Below are 22,251 nucleotides of genomic sequence, written 5' to 3'. Positions count from 1 at the left end.
CCTGAGCCAGGATCAAACTCTCCGTGAATGCATCACAAAACGCGACCACTCACGCGAGCATCCTCGCAGAATGAATCACAAAAAAACTGGCATTGACAACTATCAAGCACGCTGTTGAGTTCTCAAGGAACGAGCCATCTGGAGAGATGTTCTCCCTGGGCCGCTTCGGGTTCCCCCTGCGGCGGCTCGGTAAACGTACTGGAGCGGGGCGCCCGGATGCAAATCCTGGCGCCCCGCAGGGGAGATGAGAGCTCGTCGGAGGCTCAGACGTCCACGACGACGGGCATGATCATCGGCCGCCGACGGTAGGTGTCGGAGACCCACTTGCCCACGGTCCGGCGCACCAACTGCTGGAGCTGGTGCGGCTCCACCACACCGTCCTGGGCCGACCGGCCCAGCACCTCCTCGATCTTCGGGATGACGGCGGCGAAGCCGGAGTCGTCGATCCCGGAGCCGCGCGAGTGGATGCTCGGCCCGCTCACGATCTTCCCCGTGCTGCTGTCGACCACGACGAAGATGGAGATGAAGCCCTCGTCCCCGAGGATCCGACGGTCCTTCAGGCTGGCCTCGGTCACACCGCCCACCGAGAGGCCGTCCACGTAGACGTAGCCGGCCTGGACCTTGCCGACGATCTTGGCCCGGCCGTCGACCAGGTCCACGACCACGCCGTCCTCGGCGATGACCACGCGGTCCGCCGGCACCCCCGTCAGGGCGCCGAGCTCGGCGTTGGCGCGCAGATGGCGCCACTCGCCGTGGACCGGCATCAGGTTGCGCGGCTGGCAGATGTTGTAGAAGTACAGCAGCTCGCCCGCCGAGGCGTGGCCGGAGACGTGGACGCGGGCGTTGCCCTTGTGGACCACGTTCGCGCCCCAGCGGGTCAGTCCGTTGATCACGCGGTAGACGGCGTTCTCGTTGCCGGGGATCAGGGAGGACGCCAGGATCACGGTGTCGCCCTCGACGATGCGGATCTGGTGGTCGCGGTTGGCCATCCGGGACAGCGCCGCCATGGGCTCTCCCTGGGAGCCCGTGCAGACCAGCACCACCTGGTCGTCCGGCAGGTCGTCGAGTGTCTTCAGCTCGATGACGAGCCCGGCCGGCACCCGCAGGTACCCGAGGTCACGGGCGATGCCCATGTTCCGCACCATCGAGCGGCCCACGAAGGCGATCTTGCGCCCGTGCTCCTGGGCGGCGTCCACGATCTGCTGGATGCGGTGGACGTGGCTGGCGAAGCTGGCCACGATGATCCGCTTCTGGGCCTGGGCGAAGACCTGCCGCAACACGCCGGAGATCTCCCGCTCGGGCGCCACGAAGCCGGGCACCTCGGCGTTGGTGGAGTCGCTCAGCAGCAGGTCGATGCCCTCCTCGCCGAGGCGGGCGAAGGCCCGGAGGTCGGTGAGGCGCCCGTCGAGCGGGAGTTGGTCCATCTTGAAGTCGCCGGTGTGCACCACCAGGCCGGCCGGCGTGCGGACCGCGAGGGCCAGGGCGTCGGGGATGGAGTGGTTGACGGCGACGAACTCGCAGTCGAAGGGTCCGATCTGCTCCCGCCGTCCCTCGCTCACCTCGAGGGTGAACGGCCGGATGCGGTGTTCCTGGAGCTTGGCCTCCAACAGCGCGAGGGTCAGCTTCGATCCGATGAGCGGGATGTCGGGCTTCTCGCGCAGCAGGTACGGGACACCGCCGATGTGGTCCTCGTGCCCGTGGGTGAGGACGATGCCGTCGATGTCGTCGAGGCGGTCCCTGATGGTGGTGAAGTCGGGAAGGATCAGGTCGATGCCGGGCTGTTCCTGCTCGGGGAAGAGAACGCCGCAGTCCACGACGAGCAGTCGCCCGCCGTACTCGAACACGGTCATGTTGCGGCCGATCTCGCCCAGGCCGCCCAGCGGGGTAACGCGCAGACCCCCCTCAGCAAGCGTCGGCGGCGGGCCGAGTTCTGGATGGGGATGACTCAAGAGACTCTCCTGACCACGCGCGCCACCTGTCCGTGCGGGACACGTGGCGCGCGTGACTGTGTGCTGTGGTGATGTATTCAGTTGTCGCCGTTGGTGTGGCGAGCTCTTCGGGCCCGGCGGTGAGCACGGGCGTGGTGGTGGTGACGGGCTTCACACGTGGACACCGCCGGCCTTCAGGTCCCTCCGCAGCTGCTCGGCCTGCTCGGGGCTGAGGCCCACGAGGGGGAGGCGGAGCGGGCCGGCGGGGAGGCCGAGGAAGCCGAGGGCGGCCTTGGACGTGATGACGCCCTGGGTGCGGAACATCCCGGTGAAGACCGGGAGAAGCTTCTGGTGGACCTCTGTGGCCTTGGCGACGTCGCCGCTGGTGTGGGCCTGGAGCATCGAGCGCAGCTCGGGCGTCACGACGTGTCCGACGACGGAGACGAAGCCGACCGCTCCGACGGAGAGCAGCGGCAGGTTGAGCATGTCGTCGCCGGAGTACCAGGCGAGGCCGGTGGTGGCGATGGCCCAGCTGGCGCGGCCGAGGTCGCCCTTGGCGTCCTTGTTGGCCACGATGCGGGGGTGCTCGGCGAGCCGTGCCATCGTCTCGGTGGTGATCGGGATGCCGCTGCGGCCGGGAATGTCGTAGAGCATGACCGGCAGCTCGGAGGCGTCCGCGATCGCCGTGAAGTGCTGGACCAGGCCCTCCTGCGGCGGCTTGCTGTAGTACGGGGTGACGGCGAGGAGCCCGTGGGCGCCCGCCCGCTCGGCGGCGTGGGCCAGCTCCACGCTGTGCCGGGTGTCGTTGGTCCCGACGCCGGCCACGACGTGGGCGCGGTCTCCGACCGCCTCGACCACGGCGCGCACCAGCTGGGTTTTCTCCTCATCGCTGGTGGTGGGGGACTCGCCGGTGGTGCCGTTGACGATCAGGCCGTCGTTGCCGGCGTCCACCAGGTGCGCGGCGAGCCGCTGCGCACCGTCGAGGTCGAGCGCGCCGTCCACCGTGAACGGGGTGACCATGGCGGTCAGCACGCACCCGAACGGGGTCTGCGGTGTGGAGGTCGGAGCCATGGCATCCACGCTACTCGCAGCTCAGCGACTCGTGGCCCATCGGGGCGGGGGACATGTGGATCCCGGCGCTGCCCGCTCGGGGGTTCAGGCAGCGCCGGGTCCGTTCATTCACCTTAGATGACAGTCGACAAAAGCCGCAATACGGACACATAGCGCGACTGTTCGAGGGGGATGACCAGCCCGGCTACGGCGCCACGCGCCCGTTCGCGTTGAACGCCGCGTGGGTGAGCGGCATGAGCCGCGCCCACTCCGCCTCCATCCGCTCGGCGATCATCTCGATCTCCCGCTGCGGGAAGCTCGGCACCCGCGCCTGCTCGTGCTGGGTGCGCAGCCCCAGGAAGTGCATGAGGGAGCGTGCGTTGCACGTGGCGTACATCGAGGAGAACAGGCCGACGGGCAGCGCGGCCCTGGCCACCTCGCGCGCCACGCCCGCGGCGAGCATCTCCTGGTACGCGGCGTACGACTGGCGGTAGGAGTCCTCCAGCGCCTTGGTGACCGTGGCGTGCTGCTCGGCGGTGCCCTCGACGAACTCGTACTTCCCGGGGCGGCCACGCTGCACCAGCCTCCGGTCGGGCCCCGGCACGTAGAACACGGGCTGGAGCTCGCGGTACCTCCCACTCTCCTCGTTGTACGACCAGCCGACGCGGTGGCGGTGGAACTCGCGGAACGCGAAGATCGGGGCACTGACGAAGAAGGTCATCGAGTTGTGCTCGAAGGGGCTGCCGTGCCGGTCACGCATGAGGAAGTTGATCAGGCCCCTGGACCGCTCGGGGTCCTTGCTGATCTCCTCCAGGGACTGCTCACCGGCTGTGGAGACCCTGGCCGCCCAGAGCACGTCCGTGTCGGAGGCGCTGTGCTTGACGAGCTCGACGGTCACGTCGCTGCGGAAGGTGGGAGTGTCGGTCACGGCAGCCACCCTACGAGCCGCCACTGACACGCCTCGCCCCAGCGCGGGTGGCGATCCGGCGAGGGCGTCGGGAACAGGTGGTCCGACTCTTCCGTTAATACGTTCGCATGGCGGCACTCGGGGGAAGAAAAGGGGAGGAGACGGTCATGGCGTCGCGGGATCTTTTCGGTCAGGACCACGGGTTCGTCCACGACGACCACGACGTCCACGACGCTCACGGCATCCACGGTGCCCGCCGCGTCGACGGCGGGGACCTACCGTCGGCGCGTCCGCCTCGCACCGGCGGTGCCAGGATCGGTGCTCTCCTCGGCCACGTGCTGCTCGGCATGGTCGTCACAGCCGGTCTGCTGGGCACGATCCTGCTGGCCAGACCCGCCCTCGACGTGGAACACCAGCCACCCCCCGTGACTCCGGAGGCAGGGGAGACCCCGTAAGCGCGATAGCCTCACCTTCGTTCACAGCACCCCCCGCCTGTGAGACGAATGAGGAGCTGTCGTGCCTCTGCGCTTTCTCGCGGCCGAACCCGCCGCGCCCACCGAACCCCTCCCCCACCCCGACCTGGACTACTGGCGCCGCCCGTACCGTCCGGGACCGTGGCGCGTGGCCCTGGCCGCGCTGACGCTGCTCATCGCGGCGTACCTGCTGATCTCCGCCGTGATCATCGCCCTGGCCGGCAGCCTGGCCGGAGCCGAGGTCGCCGCCGGCGCCGCGCTGCTCGGCATCGCCTACGCGCTGCGGCTGCTGCGCATGGGCGTCTGGGTGAGCGCCCGAGGGCTGCGGCGCGTGGGCCTCCTGACGACGCGCACCCTGCGCTGGCGGGAGGTCTCGCGGGTCAGCACCGTGCAGCAGCCGGTGAAGTGGCTCGGGACGCCCCGCAGTGTCCAGGGTCAGGCCCTCCTGATCGAACGGCGACGTGGCGAGCCGCTGCGCACCCTGCTGACGGACCACAACGCGGACTTCCTCGGCCGTCCGCAGGCGTTCGACCGGGCCGCCGACGTGCTGGAGGCATGGGCGGCGGAGCACGGCGGCGAGGTCGGCCGGGCCTGAGCCGGCCCGCTGGCCGCACGCTCCCGTGCCCGCCGGTGTCACCCGCGTGCGCGGGGCTCCACGACGCCCGCGGGGCGGCGCCCGCGACGGCTACCGTCGCTGTGCGGCGTGCAGCCTGATCGCGTGCGTTATGGCACGCCGGGCCCGCGGCGTGTCGCGGGCCTCGTGGTAGGCCACGGCCAGGCGGAACCAGCAGCGCCAGTCCCCCGGGCTCGCCTCCACCTCCGCCCGGCGCCGTTCGAAGGCGGCCCGTGCGGACGCGGCGCGCGCGCCGGTCGCGGGAGCGGAGTCCTCGGCGGCGTCCGTGGCGTCGTGGCTCCCGCCCTCGGCCCCCAGCTCCCTGGCCAGCCGGTGCGCGGCGCGCACGAAGCAGACGCCGCGCCACAGGAACCACACCCCGAGCGCCGGCAGCGCCAGCACGGCGCCACCCAGCGCCACCGTCACCCACGTGCCCTCGGCCACCAACAGGACCCCCCGGTGCCCGACCATGGCGAGATAGACGACGAGCACGGCGCTCAGCAGGACGAACCCCGCGAGGCCCCCCGCCCCGTCGCCGCGACCAGGCCGCTCGGACGCGGCCCGCCCCGTCACGCGTCCGAGCCGAGGTCGAGGAAGTGTTCCAGGCCCACGGTCAGGCCCGGGGTGTCGACCACGCGCCGGACACCCAGCAGCACGCCCGGCATGAAGGAGGCCCGGTTCATCGCGTCGTGGCGGATCGTGAGGATTTCGCCCTCGTCGCCCAGGATGACCTCCTGGTGGGCCACGAGCCCGCGCAGACGCACCGCGTGCACCGGGACGCCGTCGACATCGGCACCGCGCGCCCCGTCGAGCGCGCTGCTCGTCGCGTCCGGCTGCGGCCCGAGCCCGGCGGTCCTGCGGGCCTCGGCCACGAGCCGCGCGGTGCGCACGGCCGTGCCGCTCGGCGCGTCGGCCTTGCCCGGATGGTGCAGCTCCACGATCTCCACCGACTCGAAGAACCGGGCCGCGGCGCGTGCGAAGCGCATGGTCAGAACGGCGCCGATGCCGAAGTTGGGCGCGACCAGCACGCCCGTACCCCGTGCCTGGCCCGACGCGGCGTCGAGCCAGCCGCGCACCGCGGCCAGCCGCTCGTCGGTCCAGCCCGTGGTGCCGACCACGGCGTGGATGCCGTTGCGTACGCAGAACGCGACGTTGTCCATGACCGCGTCGGGGTGGGTCAGCTCGACGGCGACCTGGGCGTCGGCGTCGAGCAGGGACGTCAGCTCGTCGCCCCGCCCGAGGGCGGCGACCAGCTCCATGTCCTCCGCCTCCCGCACGGCGCGTACGGCCTCCGCGCCCATGCGCCCCCGGGCGCCGATGACGGCCACGCGCAGCGTGCTCATGAACCTCTTCTCCCGTGCTCTTCTCGTGTACGCCGACCGGTCGGGCGGTCGGCCCTGTGGTCGTGCGGCAGGGGCGGCGGTGCCCGCACGCGTCGGACGGTCAGGCCAGGGCGTCGGAGAGGCGTTCGCTCTGCCGCTCCGTGAGCGGCCCGACGACCGACAGCGAGGGCCTGCCGCCGAGCACCTCGGCGGCCACGGCCCGCACGTCGTCCGTGGTCACCGACCTGATGCGCTCCAGCATCCCATCCACGGACAGCTGCTCCCCCCAACACAGCTCGCTCTTGCCGAGCCTGTGCATGAGGGAACCCGTGTCCTCCAGCCCGAGCACGGTCGCGCCGGCGAGCTGGCCGACGGCGCGTCGGGTCTCCTCCTCGCCGAGCCCCTCCTGGGCCACCCGCGTCAGCTGCTCGCGGCAGATGGCCAGGACGTCCCGCAGCTGGGCGGTACGGCAGCCGGCGTAGACGCCGAAGAGGCCGCAGTCGGCGTACCCGGAGGTGTACGTGTACACGTTGTACGCCAGCCCCCGCTTCTCGCGGACCTCCTGGAAGAGGCGCGAGCTCATGCCGCCGCCGAGGGCGGTGGCGAGCACCGACAGCGCCCAGCGTCGCTCGTCGTGGCGCGAGACGCCGGGCAGCCCCAGCACCAGGTGGGCCTGCTCGGTGCGGCGCCTGACCACCCCGAGCCGCCCGGCGCCCCGGATGGTGCGCTGCCCCGAGCGGGGGCGAACGGGCTCGGCGTCGGCCCCGGCGGCGTCCGCGTCCGCGGGCAGGGCGCCGGCGCTGACGAAGGCGTCGCGGACCTGCCGCACCACGTCGTCGTGGTCGAGACGCCCGGCCGCGGTGACGACGAGGCGGGTCGGGTCGTAGTGCCGGCGGTAGAAGCGGGCGATGCGGTCGCGGGTGAGGCCGTTGACCGTCTCGACGGTGCCGAGGACGGGCCGGCCGAGCGGGGTGTCGCCGAAGAGGGTCGAGGAGAACAGGTCGTGGACGCTGTCGCTCGGGTCGTCCTCGGTCATCGCGATCTCCTCGAGGATGACGCCCCGCTCGGCGTCGACCTCCTCCGGGGGGATGAGCGAGCCGGTGAGCATGTCGCTGACGACGTCGATGGCCAGCGGCAGGTCGGTGTCGAGGACGCGCGCGTGGTAGCAGGTGAACTCCTTCGTGGTGAAGGCGTTGATCTCACCGCCGACCGCGTCGATCACCGAGGAGATGTCGAGGGCGCTACGCCGCCGGGTGCCCTTGAAGAGCAGGTGTTCGAGGTAGTGCGTCGCGCCGTTGAGCGACGGGGACTCGTCGCGGGAGCCGACGTGTGCCCAGATGCCGAACGAGACGGACCGGACCGTCGGCACGGTCTCGGTGACGACGCGCAGCCCACCGGGGAGCACCGTCTTGCGGATGGTGCCGGCGCCGTTCTCCCCCCTGCGGAGCGTGGAGGTGCGGGACGGGGCCGGACGGGGAGCGGGCGCGGCCCGCCGCGCCGTGGGAACACTGGCGTGGCGGGCCGACGCACGAGGCGTGCGCGTCACTGCTGGGCGGCGTCCTTCGCTTCGGTGCTCTCGGAGCCCTCGCCGTCCTCCTCCAGGACCGGCACGAGGGAGAGCTTGCCGCGCTGGTCGATCTCGGCGATCTCGACCTGCACCTTCTGGCCGACGCCGAGGACGTCGTCGACGTTCTCCACCCGCTTGCCGCCGGCGAGCTTGCGGATCTGCGAGATGTGCAGCAGGCCGTCCTTGCCGGGGAGGAGGGAGACGAACGCGCCGAAGGTGGTGGTCTTCACCACGGTGCCCAGGTACCGCTCGCCGACCTCGGGCATCGTCGGGTTGGCGATGCCGTTGATCGTGGTGCGGGCGGCCTCGGCCGAGGGGCCGTCCGCGGCGCCGATGTAGATGGTGCCGTCGTCCTCGATGGTGATGTCGGCCCCGGTGTCCTCCTGGATCTGGTTGATCATCTTGCCCTTGGGGCCGATGACCTCGCCGATCTTGTCGACCGGGATCTTCACCGTGATGATCCGCGGCGCGTTCGGCGACATCTCGTCGGGGACGTCGATGGCCTCGCTCATCACGTCGAGGATGTGCAGCCGGGCGTCGCGCGCCTGCTTGAGGGCGGCGGCGAGCACGGAGGCGGGGATGCCGTCGAGCTTCGTGTCGAGCTGGAGGGCGGTCACGAACTGCCGGGTGCCGGCGACCTTGAAGTCCATGTCGCCGAAGGCGTCCTCGGCGCCGAGGATGTCGGTCAGCGTGACGTAGTGCGTCTCGCCCTCGATCTCCTGGGAGATCAGGCCCATGGCGATGCCGGCGACCGGGGCCCTCAGCGGCACGCCGGCGTTGAGCAGCGACATGGTGGAGGCGCAGACGGAGCCCATCGAGGTGGAGCCGTTGGAGCCCAGGGCCTCGGAGACCTGGCGGATCGCGTAGGGGAACTCCTCACGACTGGGCAGCACCGGGATCAGGGCCCGCTCCGCCAGCGCGCCGTGACCGATCTCGCGGCGCTTGGGGGAGCCGACGCGCCCGGTCTCGCCCGTGGAGTAGGGCGGGAAGTTGTAGTTGTGCATGTACCGCTTGCGGGTGGCGGGCGAGAGGGTGTCGAGCTGCTGCTCCATGCGGAGCATGTTCAGCGTGGTGACACCGAGGATCTGCGTCTCGCCGCGCTCGAAGAGCGCCGAGCCGTGCACCCGCGGGATCGCCTCGACCTCGGCGGCCAGCGTGCGGATGTCGGTCACGCCGCGGCCGTCGATGCGGACCTTGTCACGGATGATGCGCTCGCGGACCAGCTGCTTGGTCAGCGAGCGGTACGCGGCGGAGATCTCCTTCTCGCGCCCCTCGAACTGCGGCAGCAGCTTCTCGGCGGCCACGGTCTTGAGGCGGTCGAGCTCGGTCTCGCGCTCCTGCTTGCCGGCGATGGTCAGCGCCTGCGCGAGCTCGTCCCTGACGGCGGCGGTCAGCGCCTCCAGGACGTCGTCCTGGTAGTCCAGGAAGATGGGGAACTCGGCGGTGGGCTTGGCGGCCTTCGACGCCAGCTCGGCCTGGGCGACACACAGCTGCCGGATGAAGGGCTTGGCGGCCTCCAGGCCCTCGGCGACGACCTCCTCGGTCGGGGCGAGGGCCCCGCCCTTGACCAGCTCGACGGTGCGCTCGGTGGCCTCGGCCTCGACCATCATGATCGCGACGTCACCATCGGGCAGGAGACGGCCGGCCACGACCATGTCGAAGGCGGCGTCCTCCAGCTCGCTGTGGGTGGGGAAGGCCACCCACTGACCCTGGATCAGGGCGACGCGGGTGCCGCCGATGGGGCCGGAGAAGGGCAGGCCGGCGAGCTGCGTGGAGCAGGAGGCGGCGTTGATCGCGACCACGTCGTAGAGGTGGTCGGGGTTGAGCGCCATCACCGTCTCGATGATCTGGATCTCGTTGCGCAGGCCCTTGGCGAACGACGGCCGCAGCGGGCGGTCGATCAGGCGGCACGTGAGGATGGCGTCCTCCGAGGGACGGCCCTCGCGACGGAAGAACGAGCCGGGGATCTTCCCGGCGGCGTACATGCGCTCCTCGACGTCGACGGTCAGCGGGAAGAAGTCCAGCTGGTCCCTGGGAGCCTTCGAGGCGGTGGTGGCCGACAACACCATGGTGTCGTCGTCGAGGTAGGCCACCGCGGACCCGGCGGCCTGCCGGGCCAGCCGGCCGGTCTCGAAGCGGATGGTGCGGCTGCCGAACGGGCCGTTGTCGATCACGGCCTCGGCGTAGTGGATGTCGTTCTCCACGTTGGATACTCCTCTTCTCTGCCCCAGACGCCGCCGGAGGGCGGCGGGACGATGAGGGGGGAGCACCTCCCAACGGGCCGGTCATCGATCGAAGCTCCCGGGTCGGTGCCCGGGCGCCACTACCGAGGACCGGCAACGGTAAGAAGGCGCCCCGCCTCGTTCGGTGTGGGGGATGCTTTCTTCGGGTTGTACGGATGTGGGTGGGCGATGTCGAACGGTGAGTTCGTCGTGAGACCAGCCTACAAAGGCGGGGCTCCACCGGCCCGGTTTCGTGGTACGTCCAGGTACGGCGAAGGGAGCGGCCCTGACCGGGCCGCTCCCTCGTCACCGTTCTACCGGGCTCCCGCCGCGCCGCGGCGGATGCCGAGGCGCTCCACGAGGGTGCGGAAGCGCTGGATGTCCTTGCGCGCCAGGTACTGCAGCAGGCGGCGGCGCTGGCCGACCAGGAGCAGCAGGCCCCGGCGGGAGTGGTGGTCGTGCTTGTGGGTCTTCAGGTGCTCGGTCAGGTCCGAGATACGGCGGGAGAGCAGCGCCACCTGAACCTCGGGGGAGCCGGTGTCGCCCTCCTTGGTGGCGAACTCGGCGATGATCTTCTGCTTCGTGGCGGCATCGAGCGACGACACGCGTACTCCTTGATGAGTGATCGGCTAGCCACCGAGTGCCCCCGGCCTGATTCACGGGGGAGCTTCCTGAACTCGGGAGGCGGGTCCGCTGAGCGCTTCCTCCAGAGGGCTTGTCCGTCACTCCGGGGGCGCGTACGCAAACGGCCGCTAAGCAGGCTACAGCACCAGGGCGACGCGGAGCACATCGGGTGGGGTGGAGACGGGAGTGGTCGTCCCGTGGGGTGACGCCCGCCGCGGGGGTGACGTCGGGGGGTGATGTCGGTGCGGACCGCCCTGGGCGGCCGGTCCTCCCCGGGCTCGCCGGGGCCGGTCTCCGCCCGTCCGTCGCGGGTCGGGCCGGAGGGCTCAGTGTAGACGTCGGCCGCGAGCGGGCGGCACGGCCCCGGGACGGCGCCGCGACAGGGGCCCCACCCGGGACCCGCTCCTCACCCGGGCACGCGGCGCGCCCTGCGCGCGGACGGCGGCATGGAGGGCCGGGCAGGCGACAGAGGGAACCGAAGGCGGGGCGAGGGGTGAAAGGGGCGGCCACGGTCGTCGGCGGCGGGCGGCGGGGCCGCGCCCGACCACGCCCGCGGGGCGCGGAGGAGGGCCCGCCCCACCGGGCCCGGTGGTCGTCGTGCGGAGCCGGGACGGAGTGGGCGGCGGGCTCGGCGGCGGGACGTCAATCGGGGCGCAACGGTCGCCCTCCGAACGCTTATGCTGCTGCCGTGACTTCGACGCGGGAGGGCCTCACCCCACAGCAGGCGCGGCGGCTTCGGATGGGAATCGGCGCCGCCGCGATGGTCGCGATGGCGGTGGTGCTGATCCTGCGGCTCGGTGACGGGTCGTCGTTGCAGTCGCTCGGCCTGTACGGCGCGGCGTTCGTTCTCTCCGGGTCGGTGATCGAGATGAGCCGACGCGGGCGGACCCGACTGGGGATGTGGGTGCTGGGAGCCGGGTTCGTGCTGGTGCTCGGGGCCGACCTTCTTCTGTGAGTGCCGTGACCGCGCGCGGGGCGCGGGCGTGGCGCCCCGAGGGAGGGCGCGTTCGGCGCCGGGCGACGGGGGAGACCGTCGCGATCGAACCGGTGACGTGACAGTGCGCTGCGTTACGATCACGTGCAGGCTGCGGCGCTGGGGCCGGGGACGCGGTACGGCGGCGTCGGCCGGCGCGTGGCGGGCGTTCGTTGACGGCCTGATCGAGAGGAGCGTGCGCTGATGGCGAGCACGGAGACCCCCGAGGAGATCGCGGCCCGCAAGGAGCGGGAGAAGAACGAGCTGTACTCCATGGACATCTCCGGCGTGGAGTGGATCAGCGCGCCGGGTGGGCCGGAGGACGAGAAGGTGGAGATCGCGTACCTGGCGGGCGGGGCCGTCGGGATGCGGAACTCGAAGGACCCTGACACGGTGCTGCGCTTCACCGCCGCCGAGTGGGAGGCGTTCGTCCTCGGAGCCCGTGACGGCGAGTTCGACATCGAGTAGACCGCCGAGCGGTGAGCGGTGTTCGTGTCCCCTCACCGCTCGGCTGAGGCGGAGGCGGCGGAAGCGCCCCCGCCGTCGGGTGGCTCAGCGCCTGACGCCGGTGTAGGCACCGAACGCGCGGCCGACGTAGGACACCTCCGTGATGTCGAAGCCGGTCGTCGTGAGCATGGATTCGAGGAGCCAGCGGTAGGTGCTGTGCTCGGTCCGGATGTGGGTGGCCAGGTCGTCGGCGGTGTAGCCGTGGGCGGGGTCGGCGGGGGCGGCGGTGAGCCATTCCGTGAAGAGGGCGGGGGCCTCGGAGGGGTGGATGTCGTAGACCAGGTCACGGAGCCGCAGCACGCCGCCGGGCCGCAGGGTGTGGGCGATGCGGTCGAGGGCGACGGCCTTCCACACGTCGGGAAGCTGGTGGAGGGCGTGGCGGGTGTGGACCGCGTCGGCCGGCCGGGGCGGGTGGGGGAAGGTGAGGAAGCCGGCCTGGACGACGGTGATGTTGCTGACGCCGGCCTCGGCGGCGCGGGCGCGGAGGGCGTCGAGCATGGCCGGCGAGACGTCCACGGCGATGACGTGGGCGAAGGCGCGGGCGGCGGGGACGGCGAACTGCCCGGTGCCGGCGCCGAGGTCGATGACGGTGGCGTCGGGGCCGATGCCGTGTGCGCGGAACGCCTCGATGTCCTCCGTGGGGTCGGGATGGCCCTGCTTCCGGTCGAAGGCGGCGACGAAGTCGGGGTCGAGGTGTTCGGGACCGGCGTGGTCGAGTTCGTCGGGCATCCAGGGCTGGGACTCGGGCTTGGTCATGGAGAGATCGTGACAAGTGAGAGGGGTGGGGCGCGCGAGATTTTCGGCGGGGCAGCGGGGCGGCGGGGCGGCAGGGCTCGTGCCGGAGGGCAGCGCGGCGGAGCCGCTTGGGGAGACGCGGAGTATCGATCGCACCGAAGCCAGCCAACTCCTGCCGGATAGCACCGTTTGTCTCGCTTTCTGGCGTGGTGGCCACCCTCACGGCTGGAAGAGACTGGGGGAGATCGAGCGGTGGCCACTAGGGTGAGAGGGAGAGCGGTGCCCGCGGTGTGACAGATGACCCCACGTCCATACGGGAACCACTCGGGGGATCCGGTCCGTCATCCGCGTAGGTGGCATGACGTGCGGGATCAGGATGCGGTACGTGTTGTGGGAGGCGTCGTGAACAGCGATCGGGACGGGGTTCGCACCGTGGGACAGGCCGCCGGTGACGAACGCCCCGAGGACGAGCTCCTGGACGAGGAGCGCGAGACCACCGGGCAGTTCACCGTCGACCACTCCCAGCCCGCCTGGTACTCCGGTGAGGACCAGGACAGCGGCCGGCAGCAGGCGCAGGACGCGCCGGCGCGGGGCCCGTCCGACGGGGCGACGATGCAGATCTCGGCCGCCGCCGTGCGGCGGGCCACGGACGGCGCTCCGAACACCCCGGCGGCCAGCGGCCCAGCACCCACGCCGCCTCGGCCGCCGTCTGGCCTGCCCGGCGGACTGCCGCCGCTGCCGCCCGACTTCCAGAGTGCGTCGCCGCAGCCGGACACCCCACCGCCGCCCGTGCCACCGGGCCCCTGGACCGCCTCTCCCCCCGGCACGCCGCCCACTCCACCGGGATTCTTCGTCTCCCCGCCCGCTTCCCCGGAGCCGCGGCAGGAGCAGGCGCCGCAGCCGGAGCCCGCGAGCGGGGACGAGGACGCGGCGGCCGGTTCCGTCGCCCCGGCGGTCGGGCTGCCCGTGGCGAGCGCCGACCCCACCTCCGTCGGCGGCACCGAGCCCCCGGCCGGGGGTGACGGTGCGCTGCTGTCGAGCAGCACCATGCGGTTCGCGGTGCCGCTGGCGCCCCACGAGCTGGAGTCCGAGGAGGAGCCGGAGCCCGAGCCGGAGTCGCCCGGGAACGAGAGCGACGTGGCCGAGCAGGCCGACGCCCAGGGCGACGACGAGGCCGACGACGAGGGTGGGCAGTTGCAGGCGCCCGTGGCCGAGCCCGTGTCCGAGCCCGTGGCCGGGCCGGAGCCGGGCCCCGCGACGGGCGCCGCGTCCGATGACGCGGACGACGAGGAGCGCGTCGCCCCCTTCTCCTTCGGCGTCGATGGTCTGGCGTCGTCCCACGAGGAGTCCGACCCGTCCGAGCCGCGCGACGCCGTCCCGCAGCCGGAGGCGGAGGCCGACGACCACGGCGCCGAGGAGGAGTTGGAAGAGCCTCAGGACGCCGTCCCGCAGGACGCGGCACCGGCCATGCCGCCCGCACCGCCGGGGCCGCCGGGAGCGTTCCCGCCGGCGGCGTCGCAGCCGGGTGTGGGCGAGCTCGCCGTGCCGCCGGCCGCCCCGGCACAGCTCGGCCCCGTTCCGCCGTACGGCGGAGCGCCGCAGCCGACCCCGCCCGCGGGGGTCCCGGTGCCACCGCAGGTCGCGCAGACGCCGGGCGCGCCGCAGGCGCCGATCCCGCAGCCGCACCACCCACAGCCCGCGCCACAGCAGTACCCGATGTTCACCGCGCAACCGCAACCGCAGCCGCAGCCCCCGGCACAGCACCAGCCACAGCCACAGCCGCAACCCCCGGCCCCCTGGGCTCCGCACCAGCAGCAGCCGGGCGCGGTGCCGGCTCCGCCCGCCCCCCAGCAGTTCCCGCAGCAGCCGACACCCCAGCCCGCGCTCCCCGCCGTGCCGGAGCCGCCGCAGCTGGCGGCCGGCCCGTCCGGCGCTCCGCCGTCCCAGCCGGTGCAGCCGGCGCAGCCGGCGCAGCCCGCCGCACAGGACCCCCGCGCCGGCAGCGGCTGGCCGGACCCGCGGCAGTACCCGCAGATGCAGCCCGGCGCGCTCGGGTACACCGCCTCGGTGGAGCTCTCCTCCGAGCGCCTGTTGCAGGAGAAGCGGCGCACCAAGCCGCGTTCGCAGCCGGCGAGCCGACCCGGCTCGCGGTTCCGTCTCGGCGCCAAGGCCGCGGAGGAGGACCGCCAGCGCAAGCTCGCCGTCATCCGCACGCCCGTGCTGTCGTGCTACCGCATCGCGGTGATCAGCCTGAAGGGCGGTGTCGGCAAGACCACGACCACCACCGCGCTCGGCGCGACCCTCGCCAGCGAGCGGCAGGACAAGGTGATCGCGATCGACGCCAACCCCGACGCGGGCACCCTCGGCCGCCGCGTGCGCCGGGAGACCGGCGCCACGATCCGCGACCTCGTCGGCGCGATCCCGTACATCAACAGCTACATGGACCTGCGCCGCTTCACCTCCCAGGCCCCCTCGGGCCTGGAGATCCTGGCCAACGACGTGGACCCGGCGGTCTCCACGACCTTCAACGACGAGGACTACCGCCGCGTCATCGACGTGCTCGGCAAGCAGTACCCGATCATCCTCACCGACTCCGGCACCGGCCTGCTCTACAGCGCGATGCGCGGGGTGCTCGACCTGGCCGACCAGCTGATCATCGTCTCCACGCCCTCCGTCGACGGCGCGTCCAGCGCGTCCACCACGCTCGACTGGCTGGCGGCGCACGGCTACGGCGAGCTGGTGCAGCGCAGCATCACGGTGATCTCGGGGGTGCGCGAGACGGGCCGGATGGTGAAGGTCGAGGACATCGTCGCGCACTTCCAGAGCCGCTGCCGCGGCGTGGTCGTCGCGCCGTTCGACGAGCACCTCGCCGCCGGGGCCGAGCTGGACCTGGACCTGATGCGGCCGAAGACGCGGCAGGCGTACTTCGACCTCGCGGCGCTCATCGCCGAGGACTTCGCCCGCGCGCAGCAGGCCCAGGGCCTGTGGATGCCGGACGCGCACGGTGCCATGCCGCCGCAGATGGCGCCGCCCCTGCCCGGCCAGCACCAGCAGCCGGCCCCGCCGCACGCGCAGCCGCAGGCCCATCCACAAGCACAGCCGCCGTACGGGGTGCCGCAGCAGCAGCTTCCCCAGGCACCGCAGTCGCCGCACGTCCCGCAGCAGCCGCCCCAGGCACAGCCGCAGCCCCAGCCCCAGCCGCCGTCCGGCGTGTACCCGCCGCAGCAGCCGGGGGCCTGGCCGCAGCACCCGCCCCAGCAGCAGGGCTGACACGCGCTCCCGGCGCGTCGCCGCGCCGGGGCCGGCTCACGGGGTCAGACCGCCGGCGTCTCGCGGACGGCCTCGCGCGCCTGCCGCTTGTCCTCCTCCAGCTGCGCCAGGAACGCCTCCAACGAGTCGAACGTCGCCTGCCCGCGCAGGTACAGGTGGAAGTCCACGGCGACGTACTCGCCGTAGAGCTCCAGGTCGGTGCGGTCCAGCACGTGCGCCTCGACGCTGAGCCGCGTCCCGTTGTACTGCGGGTTGGTGCCGACGGAGATGACCGCCGGCATCCGCTCGCCACCGGCCGTCAGCCAGCCCGCGTAGACGCCGTCCGCCGGGATCGCGGTGTGGGGCGGGGTGTCGAGGTTCGCGGTGGGGATGCCGAGGTCCCGGCCCCGTTGGTTGCCGTGGACCACCGTGCCCTCGACGCGGTGCGGCCGGCCCAGCACCTCGGCCGCCCCCGTCACGTCGCCGGCGGCCACCAGGCGTCGCGCCAGCGAGGACGAGAACGGCTCCCCGCCCCCCGCGGCTCCCCGCTCGGCGAGGTCGACGACGGTCACGTCGAAGCCGTAGGTCCGGCCGAGCTCGGCGAGCGAGTCGACGGTGCCGCTCGCGCGGTGCCCGAAGCGGAAGTTCGGCCCCTCCACCACCGAGCGTGCCCTGAGCTTCTCCACCAGGACCTTCACCACGAACTCGGCCGGCGGCAGCTTCGAGAACTCCGTGGTGAACGGCAGCACCAGCACGGCGTCGACGCCCAGGCCCGCCAGCAGCTCCGCGCGCCGCCCGTGCGGCGCGAGGACCGCGGGGTGGCTGCCCGGCCGGACGACCTCCGCCGGATGCGGGTCGAAGGTGACCACGACCGAGGGGACGCCCAGCTCACGGGCACGCGCCACCGCCCGCCCGATGATCAGCTGGTGGCCACGGTGCACGCCGTCGTACGAGCCGATGGTGACGACGCACCTCCCCCAGTCCTCGGGGATCTCCTCCAAGCCACGCCAGCGCTGCACCGTCTCTGCTCCTTGACCTCACGCCATGTCTCCGCGTGCCACGGTACCCGGCACGGCGCTAACGGAAGACCGCGAGGCTCCTGGCGCGGTCGTTCTCGGACTCGATCAGCGCGACGAAGCGATCGTCCGGGTCGAAGACGGCGACCGGGCCACGGGGCAGCGGAGGGGTCGCGATGCGGACTCCGTGGCCCAACTGCTCCGCCTGCCGGGCGTCCACGCTCCAGCGGGGGAACGCCGCCGCCGCGGCCTCCCCGAGTGGCAGCACGGCCAGCTCGCGCCGCAGCTCGTCGAGGGTGTGGGCGGAGTCCAGCGCGTAGGGGCCGACGCGGGTGCGGCGCAGCGCGGTCAGGTGCCCGCCGGTGCCGAGCGCGGCGCCGAGGTCGCGGGCGAGCGCGCGCACGTAGGTGCCGGAGGAGCAGACCACCCGGGCCGTCACGTCGACGACCGGGGTGCCGTCGTCGGCGGTCAGCTCGTCGACGGCGTCGACGTCGAAGGCGGAGACGGTGACGGGCCGGGCCGGCAGCACCACGTCCTCGCCCTCCCTGACCCGCCGGTAGGCGCGGCGGCCGTCGATCTTCACGGCGCTGACGCTGGAGGGCACCTGGAGGAGCTCACCCGTGAGGGCGGTGACCGCGGCGTCGAGGGCGGCTCGGTCGAGCCCACGGGAGCCCGCCCGCGCGGTCACCTCGCCCTCGGCGTCGTCGGTGACGGTGGCCTGGCCCAGGCGGATCGTGGCGTCGTACGCCTTCTCCGTCAGCGCCAGGTGGCCGAGCAGGCGCGTGGCGCGCCCGACGCCGAGGACGAGGACGCCGGTGGCCATCGGGTCGAGGGTGCCCGCGTGCCCGACGCGGCGGGTCCGCGCGATGCCGCGCACCACGGCGACCACGTCGTGGGAGGTGAACCCGGCGGGCTTGTCCACCACGACCAGGCCGTCGCCCTGACTCATCGGCCGTCGCCCTCGGGCCCCGTCGCGTCCGCGCCGGGCTCGGGTCGCTCCCCGTCCCCGGCCCCGGCCTCCGTCTCGTCCTCGGTGTCCTCGACGTCCTCGGCACCCTCGACATCCTCGCCGCGCGTGACGTACGGGTCGGCGCCGGCGGCGTACTCGGCGCCCGCCGCGTCCCGCCGGAGCCGCTCGTCACGCTCCCTGGCCTCGTCGAAGAGGTGGTCGAGGTGGCGCGCGGTCTCCGGGAGGGCGTCGGGAACGAACTCCAGCGTCGGCGTGTGCTTCACGCCGGCCGCCGCGCCGACGGCGGAGCGCAGCACGCCACGGGCGCTGCGCAGGCCGGCCGCCACCTCGGCGCGGTCGGAGTCGTCGCCGTAGACCGTGTAGAAGACGGTCGCCTCTCGCAGGTCGCCGGTGACGCGGGTGTCGGTGATGGTGACCCGCGTGCCGAGCCGGGGGTCCTTGATGTCCCGGTGCAGCTTCTCGGCGACCACCTCGCGGATGAGGTCCGCCAGCTTCCTGGCTCGTGCCTTGTCGGCCACGATCCGTCTCCTCGTTCGTGTCGATCTCTCGATCGTCGGATTGTCTCGGTCGCGGTCAGTTGTTCGCGGTCCGTCGTCCGCGCTGGTCGTCCACGGTCAGGCGACCGCGGTCAGTCGTCGTCGCCGTGGATACGGCGGCGCACCGACAGCAGTTCGACCTCGGGGCGGGCGGCGACCAGCCGCTCGCACCGGTCGAGCACGGAGCTGAGGTGGCTGGCGTCGCCCGAGACCATGGCGAGACCGATCCTCGCCCTGCGGTGGAGGTTCTGGTCACCCACCTCGGCGACGCTGACGGCGTGCTTGCGCTGCAGCTCCGCCACGATCGGACGCACCACGGAGCGCTTCTGCTTCAGGGAGTGCACCTCCCCGAGCAGCAGGTCAAAGGAAAGGGTCCCGGTGTACATGGGGACTGATCGTAGTGGCCCGCGTGGGGCCTGTCCGACGGATATACACCGGCCGGCCAGGCCCCACGACGCGCCGCGTCGGACGGGTGTCAGACGCGGGGCTTCTCCCGCATCTCGTAGGTGGCGATGGTGTCGTCGACCTTGATGTCGTTGTAGTTCCCGAGGTTGATACCGCCCTCGAAGCCCTCACGAATCTCGGTGACGTCGTCCTTGAAGCGGCGCAGACCCTCGATGGTGAGGTTCTCCGCGACCACCTTGCCGTCGCGCACCAGGCGAGCCTTGGCGTTCCTGCGGACCTCGCCGGAGCGGATGATGACACCGGCGATGTTGCCGAGCCGGGAGGAACGGAAGACCTCGCGGATCTCCGCGGTGCCGAGCTCGACCTCCTCGTACTCCGGCTTCAGCAGGCCCTTCAGGGCCGCCTCGATCTCCTCGATCGCCTGGTAGATGACCGAGTAGTACCGGACGTCGACGCCCGCGCGCTCGGCGGCCTGGGTGGCACGGCCCTCGGCGCGGACGTTGAACCCGATGACGATGGCGTTGGAGCCCGCCGCCAGGTCGATGTCGGTCTCGGTGACGGCGCCGACGCCGCGGTGCAGAACCCGCAGCTCCACGTCGTCGCCGACCTCCAGCTGGAGCAACGAGGACTCCAGCGCCTCGACGGAGCCGGACGCGTCGCCCTTGAGGATGAGGTTGAGCTGCTGCACCTCGCCGGCCTTGAGCGCCTTGTCGAGGTCCTCCAGGGAGACCCTGCGGGTGCGCTTGGCGAACGCCGCGTTCCGCTCGCGGGCGGCACGCTTCTCGGCGATCTGACGGGCGGTGCGGTCCTCGCCGACGACCAGGAAGTTGTCGCCCGCGCCCGGCACGTTCGTCAGACCCTGCACGAGGACGGGCATGGAGGGCCCGGCCTCGGCGACGTTCCGCCCCGTGTCGTCGAGCATGGCCCGCACACGGCCGTGGGCGTCGCCGACCACCATGGTGTCGCCGACGCGCAGCGTGCCGCGCTGCACCAGCACGGTCGCCACGGCGCCGCGGCCGCGGTCGAGGTGGGCCTCGATCGCGATGCCCTGGGCGTCCTGGTGGGGATTGGCCCGCAGGTCGAGGGCGGCGTCGGCGGTGAGGACGACCGCTTCCAGCAGGTTCTCGATGTTGGTGCCCTGGCGGGCGGAGATGTCCACGAACATCGTGTCGCCGCCGTACTCCTCGGCGACGAGGCCGTACTCGGTGAGCTGGCCGCGCACCTTGGCCGGGTCGGCGCCCTCGACGTCGATCTTGTTGACCGCGACGACGATCGGCACGTCCGCCGCCTTGGCGTGGTTGAGCGCCTCGACGGTCTGCGGCATCACGCCGTCGTTGGCCGCGACCACGAGGATCGCGATGTCGGTGGACTTGGCACCACGGGCACGCATGGCGGTGAACGCCTCGTGACCCGGGGTGTCGATGAACGTGATCTTCCGCGCCTCGTCGTTGACGTCGATCGAGACCTGGTAGGCACCGATGTGCTGGGTGATGCCGCCGGCCTCGCCCTCGATGACGTTCGTCTTGCGGATCGCGTCCAGCAGCCGCGTCTTACCGTGGTCGACGTGGCCCATGACGGTGACGACCGGGGGCCTGGAGACCAGGGCCTCCTCGCCACCCTCGTCCTCGCCGAACTCGATGTCGAAGGACTCCAGCAGCTCGCGGTCCTCCTCCTCCGGGCTCACGATCTGAACCGTGTAGTTCATCTCGTCGCCGAGGAGCTGGAGGGTCTCGTCGGAGACCGACTGGGTCGCGGTGACCATCTCGCCCAGGTTGAACATGACCTGGACCAGCGACGCCGGGTTGGCGTTGATCTTCTCCGCGAAGTCGGTGAGGGACGCGCCGCGGGAGAGACGGATGGTCTCGCCCTTGCCGCGCGGCAGCATCACGCCGCCGATCGACGGCGCCTGCATCGCCTCGTACTCCTGGCGACGCTGCCGCTTCGACTTCCGGCCACGCCGTGCCGGGCCGCCGGGGCGTCCGAAGGCGCCCTGCGTGCCGCCGCGGCCACCGCCGCGACCGGCGGGACCGCCACCGAAGCCGCCGCCACCACCGGGACGGCCACCGCCGCCACCGGGACGGGTGCCGGTGCCGGGGCGTCCACCGCCGCCGCCACCGAAGCCGCCGCCGCCACCCGGACGCGGGCCGCCGCGGCCACTGAAGCCGCCGCCACCGCCGCCGGGACGCGGGCCGCCACCACCGGGACGGCCACCGCCGCCACCAGGGCCGCCGCCGGGACGTCCGCCGGCCGTCGGACGCTGCGGCATCATGCCCGGCGAGGGCCGGGGACCGGGACGCGGACCGGCGCCCGCGGGACCCTGCGGACGCGGCATGTTACCCGGCGTGGCGCGACCGCCACCCGGTGCCTGCGGACGCGGACCCGGGCGGTCCTGCCCACCCGGCCGGCCGGCGCCCGGCTGCCCGCCGGGGCGCGGTCCCGGACCGGGACGCGGCGCCTGCTGCGGGCGGGCCATGCCGGTGGAGCCGCTGGTGGTGAAGGGGTTGTTGCCCGGACGAGGGCCGGCCGGGCGTCCGCCCGGCTTCGGCGCGGCGGGGCCGGGCTTGGCGCCGCCGGGACGGGGGCCGGAACCGCCGGGCTTGGGGCCCGGCCTGGCGCCGGAGCCACCGGGACGGGGAGCCGACGGGGCGGCGCCGCCACCGGACGGCCGCGGACCCGCGGGCTTCGCCGGCGCGCTCTCGCTGGTCGGCTGGGTGAACTCGGGGGCCGCGGCGGGCCGCGGCTGGACACCGGGCTTGGGCGTCGCGGGCCGGGGGGCTCCCGGCTTCGGCGCCGCTCCAGCCGGCCTGGGCGCGGCGGGCTTGGGCGCCGCGCCGCCGGGCCTGGGCGCGGCGGGCTTCGCCCCGCCCGCTCCCGGCCTGGCGGGCTTCTTCGCCCCGCCACTGCCCGTGCTGAACGCGTCGGTCAGCTTACGTACAACAGGCGCCTCGATCGTCGAGGACGCCGAACGGACGAATTCACCAAGTTCTTGGAGCTTGGCCATGACGACCTTGCTCTCCACTCCAAGCTCCTTGGCGAGCTCGTATACCCGGACCTTAGCCACTTCGCTCCTTATACGGTCCGGGGTCGGTCGTCCGCCGGACCTTCGCTACTTCTCGGGCGTACTCATCGCGTACTCATCGAGTGCTCATCGCAA

At 72.7% G+C, this 22,251-nt stretch carries 19 protein-coding genes; 5 read left to right on the top strand and 14 right to left on the bottom strand.

The features are described 5' to 3' along the window. Positions 1-263 precede the first annotated feature (263 nt). The 3 genes from ACTWP5_RS16420 to thyX form a co-directional block, all read right to left on the bottom strand. On the bottom strand, positions 264-1,949 hold the full coding sequence (locus ACTWP5_RS16420; RefSeq protein ID WP_443221692.1) for a ribonuclease J: 1,686 nt from the start codon (positions 1,947-1,949) through the stop codon (positions 264-266). Between the two features lie 150 nt (positions 1,950-2,099). Beyond that, entirely contained in the window at positions 2,100-2,999 is a 900-nt protein-coding gene (gene dapA / locus ACTWP5_RS16415; RefSeq protein ID WP_443221691.1) for a 4-hydroxy-tetrahydrodipicolinate synthase, read from the bottom strand. A 184-nt stretch (positions 3,000-3,183) separates the two neighbouring features. Further along, entirely contained in the window at positions 3,184-3,906 is a 723-nt protein-coding gene (gene thyX, locus ACTWP5_RS16410) for an FAD-dependent thymidylate synthase (RefSeq protein ID WP_443221690.1), read from the bottom strand. Between the two features lie 146 nt (positions 3,907-4,052). On the opposite strand from thyX, the gene ACTWP5_RS16405 reads away from it, so the two are divergent. Then, complete coding sequence (locus ACTWP5_RS16405; protein WP_443221689.1) at positions 4,053-4,340, top strand: hypothetical protein; 288 nt, start codon at positions 4,053-4,055, stop codon at positions 4,338-4,340. Between the two features lie 61 nt (positions 4,341-4,401). After that, on the top strand, positions 4,402-4,953 hold the full coding sequence (locus ACTWP5_RS16400; RefSeq protein WP_443221688.1) for a hypothetical protein: 552 nt from the start codon (positions 4,402-4,404) through the stop codon (positions 4,951-4,953). A gap of 90 nt (positions 4,954-5,043) precedes the next feature. Here ACTWP5_RS16400 and ACTWP5_RS16395 read toward each other — a convergent pair whose 3' ends face one another. From ACTWP5_RS16395 to rpsO, 5 genes are all read right to left on the bottom strand, one after another. Further along, on the bottom strand, positions 5,044-5,442 hold the full coding sequence (locus ACTWP5_RS16395; RefSeq protein WP_443221703.1) for a hypothetical protein: 399 nt from the start codon (positions 5,440-5,442) through the stop codon (positions 5,044-5,046). Positions 5,443-5,540: 98 nt separating this feature from the next. After that, complete coding sequence (gene dapB, locus ACTWP5_RS16390) at positions 5,541-6,314, bottom strand: 4-hydroxy-tetrahydrodipicolinate reductase (RefSeq protein WP_443221687.1); 774 nt, start codon at positions 6,312-6,314, stop codon at positions 5,541-5,543. 100 nt (positions 6,315-6,414) lie between these two features. Further along, positions 6,415-7,839, bottom strand: a complete 1,425-nt coding sequence (locus ACTWP5_RS16385) for a M16 family metallopeptidase (RefSeq protein ID WP_443221686.1) — start codon at positions 7,837-7,839, stop codon at positions 6,415-6,417. Beyond that, the gene (locus tag ACTWP5_RS16380; protein WP_443221685.1) at positions 7,836-10,064 is read right to left on the bottom strand and encodes a polyribonucleotide nucleotidyltransferase; all 2,229 of its coding nucleotides are present in this window, start codon (positions 10,062-10,064) and stop codon (positions 7,836-7,838) included. Before ACTWP5_RS16380 ends, ACTWP5_RS16385 begins: the two co-directional genes overlap by 4 nt. A 332-nt stretch (positions 10,065-10,396) precedes the next feature. Next, positions 10,397-10,687, bottom strand: coding sequence for a 30S ribosomal protein S15 (rpsO, locus tag ACTWP5_RS16375; RefSeq protein WP_120698701.1), 291 nt, complete (start codon positions 10,685-10,687; stop codon positions 10,397-10,399). A gap of 707 nt (positions 10,688-11,394) precedes the next feature. Here rpsO and ACTWP5_RS16370 point away from each other — a divergent pair. Together ACTWP5_RS16370 and ACTWP5_RS16365 are read left to right on the top strand one after the other, a co-directional pair. Beyond that, the gene (locus ACTWP5_RS16370) at positions 11,395-11,661 is read left to right on the top strand and encodes a hypothetical protein (RefSeq protein WP_443221684.1); all 267 of its coding nucleotides are present in this window, start codon (positions 11,395-11,397) and stop codon (positions 11,659-11,661) included. Positions 11,662-11,883: 222 nt separating this feature from the next. Beyond that, positions 11,884-12,147: a DUF397 domain-containing protein gene (locus ACTWP5_RS16365; RefSeq protein WP_443221683.1), complete on the top strand. Its 264-nt coding sequence runs from the start codon at positions 11,884-11,886 to the stop codon at positions 12,145-12,147. A gap of 84 nt (positions 12,148-12,231) precedes the next feature. On the opposite strand, the gene ACTWP5_RS16360 is transcribed toward ACTWP5_RS16365, so the two are convergent. Next, on the bottom strand, positions 12,232-12,942 hold the full coding sequence (locus tag ACTWP5_RS16360) for a class I SAM-dependent methyltransferase (protein ID WP_443221682.1): 711 nt from the start codon (positions 12,940-12,942) through the stop codon (positions 12,232-12,234). Positions 12,943-13,323: 381 nt separating this feature from the next. On the opposite strand from ACTWP5_RS16360, the gene ACTWP5_RS16355 reads away from it, so the two are divergent. Further along, complete coding sequence (locus ACTWP5_RS16355; RefSeq protein ID WP_443221681.1) at positions 13,324-16,191, top strand: SCO5717 family growth-regulating ATPase; 2,868 nt, start codon at positions 13,324-13,326, stop codon at positions 16,189-16,191. Positions 16,192-16,235: 44 nt separating this feature from the next. Here ACTWP5_RS16355 and ACTWP5_RS16350 read toward each other — a convergent pair whose 3' ends face one another. The 5 genes from ACTWP5_RS16350 to infB all read right to left on the bottom strand — a co-directional run bounded on the left by ACTWP5_RS16350 (position 16,236) and on the right by infB (position 22,158). After that, entirely contained in the window at positions 16,236-17,189 is a 954-nt protein-coding gene (locus ACTWP5_RS16350; protein ID WP_443221680.1) for a bifunctional riboflavin kinase/FAD synthetase, read from the bottom strand. A gap of 58 nt (positions 17,190-17,247) precedes the next feature. Continuing rightward, positions 17,248-18,135: a tRNA pseudouridine(55) synthase TruB gene (gene truB / locus ACTWP5_RS16345; RefSeq protein WP_443221679.1), complete on the bottom strand. Its 888-nt coding sequence runs from the start codon at positions 18,133-18,135 to the stop codon at positions 17,248-17,250. Further along, positions 18,132-18,674 carry a 30S ribosome-binding factor RbfA gene (gene rbfA / locus ACTWP5_RS16340; RefSeq protein ID WP_443221678.1) on the bottom strand — a complete coding sequence of 181 codons (543 nt, stop codon included), beginning with the start codon at positions 18,672-18,674 and terminating at the stop codon, positions 18,132-18,134. Before rbfA ends, truB begins: the two co-directional genes overlap by 4 nt. 110 nt (positions 18,675-18,784) lie before the next feature. Further along, positions 18,785-19,078 (bottom strand): DUF503 domain-containing protein, encoded by a 294-nt coding sequence (locus ACTWP5_RS16335; protein WP_443221677.1) that lies wholly within the window; start codon positions 19,076-19,078, stop codon positions 18,785-18,787. Positions 19,079-19,167: 89 nt separating this feature from the next. After that, positions 19,168-22,158: a translation initiation factor IF-2 gene (gene infB / locus ACTWP5_RS16330; protein ID WP_443221676.1), complete on the bottom strand. Its 2,991-nt coding sequence runs from the start codon at positions 22,156-22,158 to the stop codon at positions 19,168-19,170. Between the last annotated feature and the right edge of the window lie 93 nt (positions 22,159-22,251).

The organism is Streptomyces sp. 4N509B (assembly GCF_052245655.1).
Classification (GTDB): Bacteria; Actinomycetota; Actinomycetes; order Streptomycetales; family Streptomycetaceae; genus Streptomyces.
Note: the sequence above shows the minus strand (reverse complement) of the source record. Positions and strands in the feature narration are given on the sequence as shown.

Excerpts from the sequence above, each read along its gene's own strand:
- ACTWP5_RS16405 (WP_443221689.1), top strand. The coding sequence starts at position 4,053 with ATGGCGTCGCGGGATCTTTTCGGTCAGGACCACGGGTTCGTCCACGAC.
- ACTWP5_RS16365 (WP_443221683.1), top strand. The coding sequence starts at position 11,884 with ATGGCGAGCACGGAGACCCCCGAGGAGATCGCGGCCCGCAAGGAGCGG.
- dapB (WP_443221687.1), bottom strand. The coding sequence starts at position 6,314 with ATGAGCACGCTGCGCGTGGCCGTCATCGGCGCCCGGGGGCGCATGGGC.
- ACTWP5_RS16360 (WP_443221682.1), bottom strand. The coding sequence starts at position 12,942 with ATGACCAAGCCCGAGTCCCAGCCCTGGATGCCCGACGAACTCGACCAC.
- truB (WP_443221679.1), bottom strand. The coding sequence starts at position 18,135 with ATGAGTCAGGGCGACGGCCTGGTCGTGGTGGACAAGCCCGCCGGGTTC.
- ACTWP5_RS16335 (WP_443221677.1), bottom strand. The coding sequence starts at position 19,078 with ATGTACACCGGGACCCTTTCCTTTGACCTGCTGCTCGGGGAGGTGCAC.
- dapA (WP_443221691.1), bottom strand. The coding sequence starts at position 2,999 with ATGGCTCCGACCTCCACACCGCAGACCCCGTTCGGGTGCGTGCTGACC.
- ACTWP5_RS16395 (WP_443221703.1), bottom strand. The coding sequence starts at position 5,442 with ATGGTCGGGCACCGGGGGGTCCTGTTGGTGGCCGAGGGCACGTGGGTG.